The 4,176-nt window shown below is 67.2% G+C and carries 6 protein-coding genes; 4 read left to right on the top strand and 2 right to left on the bottom strand.

All coding sequences use genetic code 11. The features are described 5' to 3' along the window. Both VFA16_RS13475 and VFA16_RS13470 read right to left on the bottom strand, forming a co-directional pair. Nucleotides 1-1,035 (bottom strand): ComEC/Rec2 family competence protein (locus VFA16_RS13475; RefSeq protein WP_324968300.1); only part of this gene is annotated, 1,035 nt, incomplete at its 3' end. Nucleotides 1,036-1,040: 5 nt separating this feature from the next. Continuing rightward, nucleotides 1,041-1,892, bottom strand: coding sequence for a ComEA family DNA-binding protein (locus VFA16_RS13470; RefSeq protein WP_324968299.1), 852 nt, complete (start codon nt 1,890-1,892; stop codon nt 1,041-1,043). Between the two features lie 124 nt (nt 1,893-2,016). Between VFA16_RS13470 and VFA16_RS13465 the strand changes: the two genes are divergently transcribed. The 4 genes from VFA16_RS13465 to VFA16_RS13450 all read left to right on the top strand — a co-directional run. Then, complete coding sequence (locus VFA16_RS13465; RefSeq protein WP_324968298.1) at nt 2,017-2,802, top strand: SDR family NAD(P)-dependent oxidoreductase; 786 nt, start codon at nt 2,017-2,019, stop codon at nt 2,800-2,802. Nucleotides 2,803-2,889: 87 nt separating this feature from the next. Then, nucleotides 2,890-3,300 carry a phage holin family protein gene (locus tag VFA16_RS13460; RefSeq protein ID WP_324968297.1) on the top strand — a complete coding sequence of 137 codons (411 nt, stop codon included), beginning with the start codon at nt 2,890-2,892 and terminating at the stop codon, nt 3,298-3,300. After that, nucleotides 3,287-3,526: a DUF3618 domain-containing protein gene (locus VFA16_RS13455; RefSeq protein ID WP_324968296.1), complete on the top strand. Its 240-nt coding sequence runs from the start codon at nt 3,287-3,289 to the stop codon at nt 3,524-3,526. Before VFA16_RS13460 ends, VFA16_RS13455 begins: the two co-directional genes overlap by 14 nt. A gap of 125 nt (nt 3,527-3,651) precedes the next feature. Then, the coding region (locus VFA16_RS13450) for an acyl-CoA dehydrogenase family protein (protein ID WP_324968295.1) at nt 3,652-4,176 on the top strand (525 nt) is incomplete at its 3' end.

The following is a 4,176-nucleotide window of genomic DNA, read 5'->3' as shown; positions in this document are numbered from 1 at the left end:
CAAGGCAAAACCCACGTCGACGGCCAGCTGGGGAGCAGCGAGCATCAATACCAGCACCGCGGCGGACAAGCTCGGAATCGCTTGTCGCCGCCGCGAAGACAGCATGCCCAGCAACGCGATGGCGCCCATCACCGCCGCCCGCAAAACGCTGGCCGTCGGCTGCACCACGATCACGAACACCACCAAGGCGACCGCAGCCAGCCCCACTGCCGAACGCGGACCGATCAGCCGTGCGCAGAACAACACCGCCCCGCACACGATCGTGACGTTGGCGCCCGACACCGCCGTCAAGTGCGTCAAGCCCGCCGCGCGAAATTCCTGGCCGGTCATAGCCGTGACCGCCGATGTGTCGCCGAGGACCAGCGCGGGCAGCATGGCGGCCTGCGGTGCGGGCAGCACGTCCCGGGCGACCGCAGCGAACTTCTCGCGGATTGCATGCGCAGCCCGATGCACCGTTGCGGCTTGTCCCATCGTCGGCTTTCCGGTCGCGTTGAGCGCCGCCACTGTCAGGTCCCGGCGGGTGGGACGGGCGATCCGGGCGGTGAAACGCACCGGCTGGCCGACCATCACCTCGCCGAAATCAGCGGCCGGCGCGAAAACGACTACGCGACCGGACATTTCATGGTCTGCCAGGCGCTGCAGTGTGGCGCGAAACAGCAGCCGGCCGCGGCCGACCGGTATCGCGCTTTCGTTGAGGGTGACCGTTACCGGGACGGCATGCCCGAACGCCGGGGTGATCGGGTGGTGATCGACCGCCTCGACGCGCAGTGCGATTGCGAACCCGAAGCCGGTGCCCACCACACCGATGGTCAATAGGCCCATGCTGAGTGTGCGAGCCCATTGGGGTTGCTGACGAATGGCCGCATGCCAGAACAGCGCACCGGAGAAGGCGGCCAGCACAAGGCATGTCAGTGCGGCGATCGTGCCGACGGGCCACACAATCCCGGCGGCAGTGACGCCCCAGCTGCTCAGCGCGGCCGGGACCAGGCGAACGTCCAGCCGCACCGATCCCGGATCGGCGCCAGCCTGTAGCACCGAGCTCAGATACGGACCAGGGGTCGCAGCTTGTCGAGCCGGGCCGGGCCGATGCCGTCGACTTCGGCGAGCTGGTCCACGCTGGTGAACTTGCCGTTGGCCTCCCGCCACGCCACGATCGCGGCGGCGGTCACCGGTCCGATGCCGGGCAGGGTGTCGAGCTGCTGCACTGTCGCGGTGTTGAGGTTGATCGCCTCGCCGGGTTTCGGTGAGGCGGAGCCTGATGGTTTGGCTGAGGTGACCGGCGCGCCCGGCGTTCCCGACGTCACCGAGCTGCCCAGCGCCGCGGGCTGGCCTTTGGCCGGCGCGATGCCGACGACAATCTGCTCGCCGTCGCCGAGCTGGCGCGCCATATTGAGCCCGATGGTGTCCGCGCCGTCCATCGCACCGCCGGCGGCGCTCAGCGCGTCAGCGATGCGGGCGCCCGGCGCCAACGTGACCAGCCCGGGTTTGTGCACCAGGCCCACGACGCTGACCACCACCGGTTGATCGGTTCTGGGCGAAGGACTGGCCGTGGGGCTGCGGCTGGCCGAAGAAACCATCTCCACCGGAGGCAATTTGGCTGACATGACCGGCGCGGGCCGGTTGCGCAGCACGGTGAACACCGTGACCAACACCGCAAGAGCGGCGATCGCCGCCAATGCGATGACACCGGCGCGACCGGGATCGGCGCGTATCCGGGCCAGCCAACCGGCATCGGTGTGCGGCGAGCTTTCGGGAAGCCAGCGCGGCAGCAGCGAGTTCGGGTCACCGTCCTCCTCGATGTCGTCGGCTGCATCGGCATCGGCGCGGCCGTCGGCATCAGGCTGGGCAGCAAGGCGTCGGTGCAGTCGCTCCGCGGGCAGTTCTGTTCGCATGCGCCGACCGTACGCGCGCAGGCCGTCATAACCGCCGCGTCACAAAGCCGGGTGACGCCCGGTTGGGGACAAAGCACAGACTGTGGAGAAGTTTGGCCACCCTCCTCGTGGGTAGCCGGGCGCCATGGCGGACAAATTGGCTTTGGTCACGGGCGCGTCGAGTGGAATCGGATTCGAACTGGCCCGGCAGTTCGTCGACAACGGCTACGACCTGGTGGTCGCCGCCGAAGACGAGGGCATCCAGACCGCGGCCGACTCCTTGGCGCCAACCGGAATCCACGTCGAGCCGGTGCAGGTGGATCTGCGGACGGCTGAGGGTGTCGAGCGGCTCTACAAAGAGGCCACTGCAACGGGAAGACATGTCGATGCCGCGGCGCTTAACGCCGGCGTGGGCCGCGGCGAAAGCTTTCTCGACAGCCCGCTCGATGACGATCTGTCCATCGTCGACCTCAATGTCCGGTCCACGGTCCATTTGGCCAAGCTGTTGCTGGCCGACATGGTTCGTCGCAACAGCGGCAAAGTGTTGTTTACATCGTCGATCGCGTCGACGATGCCGGGCCCATACCAGGCCGTGTACCACGCCTCAAAGTCGTTCGTCCAGTCGTTCACCGAGGCGTTGCACGACGAGCTGCGCGACACCGATGTCACGGTCACGTCGTTGATGCCCGGTCCGACCGACACAAATTTCTTCGCTCGCGCCCGGTTGCAGAACACCCTGCTGGGGCGGGGACCCAAGGACGATCCCGCCGAGGTCGCCAAGCAGGGCTTCGAGGCGTTGATGCGCGGCGAGCGCAAGGTACTGGCCGAATCGCTGACCACGAAGATCATGGGCGTCACCAACCGGTTCCTTCCTGACTCGGTCAAGGCGGCGGCAGCCCGCGTGCTCAACGTCCCCGTCGGCCGTCGGTGATGTTTCGCCGCAGGTCGGGCCGGGCATTGCCATCGGAGCACAGCAATCCCGGCGCAGCCGGGACGCACCCCGCATGGAGGTAACCCGATGAGTCTCGAAGCAAATCCGAAGTCGGAGGCCTCGACGGGTGAACTGATGGCTCAGCTCTCGTCTCAGCTGTCACGGCTCGTCCGAGACGAAATGCGCTTGGCGCAGAAGGAATTCCAGCAATCGGCCAAACATGCTGGCGCAGGTGCCGGTTTGCTTACGGCCGCCGGCCTCCTGGCGTTCTTCGGTGCGGCGAGCGTGATTGCCGCAGCCGCCGCCGCGCTGGCACTGGCACTGCCCGCTTGGGCGGCCGCGCTGATCGTGGGCGCGCTGCTACTCCTGGCGGCCGGAGCGACGGCCCTGGTCAGCAAGAGCCAGGCCAAACAGGCCAGCCCAGCGGCGCCGCAAACCGTCGCCAACGTGAAAAAAGACGTCCAAGAAGTGAAGGACGCCCGCCATGGCCGAAGCTGAGCGCCCCGAGCCGGGGCCCGACGCCGGCATCAGCGAGATCCAGTCCGATATCGAGCAGACCCGCAGCCAACTCGGCGACACGGTGGAAGCGCTGTCGGACAAGTTCGACGTCGCCGACAATGTACGGGCCGCCGCGAAACCGTCGCTTGTGGTGGTGGCATCTGTTGCCGGCGCCAGCGTGGTCGGCACCATATGGTGGCGCCGTCGTTCGCGCCGCCGACGCTGACGTCGCGGTCACGCAGCTGCCACACCGTTGCGACACCCGGTGAGCGGTTGACGACGGTGGCCGCCTAACGTGCAGGGCAGGACCGCCGGTTCGCCCCCGTCGTTCACCGCTTGAAGGAGGCCGCCATGCAGCTGGCGCTCACCGAAGACGAAGCTGCCTTCCGTGACGAGCTTCGCAGCTTCTACACCACCGCGATCCCGGCCGAGCTGCGGAAGCGGACCCGGGCCGGCCTGCCGCCCACCCGCGACGACATCGTTACTAGCCAGAAGATCCTGAACGATCACGGCCTTGCGGTGCCCAACTGGCCCGTCGAGTGGGGCGGCAACGACTGGACGCCCACTCAGCACCAGATCTGGCTGGACGAGATGCAATTGGCCGGCGTGCCCGAGCCGTTGAACTTCAACACCAAGATGGTCGGTCCGGTGATCGCCGAGTTCGGCTCCCAGGAAATCAAGGAGCGCTTCTTGCCGCCGACGGCCAGTATCGACATCTGGTGGTGCCAAGGGTTTTCCGAACCGGAGGCCGGTTCTGATCTGGCCTCGTTGCGCACCACCGCGCAGCGTGACGGCGACAGCTATGTGGTCAATGGGCAAAAGACGTGGACGACATTGGGCCAATACGCCGACTGGATCTTCTGTCTGGTGCGCACG

This window comes from Mycobacterium sp. (assembly GCF_035653355.1).
Classification (GTDB): domain Bacteria; phylum Actinomycetota; class Actinomycetes; order Mycobacteriales; family Mycobacteriaceae; genus Mycobacterium.
Note: the sequence above shows the minus strand (reverse complement) of the source record. Positions and strands in the feature narration are given on the sequence as shown.

What these genes read in the sequence shown, in the direction of transcription:
- VFA16_RS13470 (WP_324968299.1), bottom strand. Translation starts at nt 1,892, where the DNA reads ATGCGAACAGAACTGCCCGCGGAGCGACTGCACCGACGCCTTGCTGCC.
- VFA16_RS13465 (WP_324968298.1), top strand. Translation starts at nt 2,017, where the DNA reads ATGGCGGACAAATTGGCTTTGGTCACGGGCGCGTCGAGTGGAATCGGA.
- VFA16_RS13460 (WP_324968297.1), top strand. Translation starts at nt 2,890, where the DNA reads ATGAGTCTCGAAGCAAATCCGAAGTCGGAGGCCTCGACGGGTGAACTG.
- VFA16_RS13455 (WP_324968296.1), top strand. Translation starts at nt 3,287, where the DNA reads ATGGCCGAAGCTGAGCGCCCCGAGCCGGGGCCCGACGCCGGCATCAGC.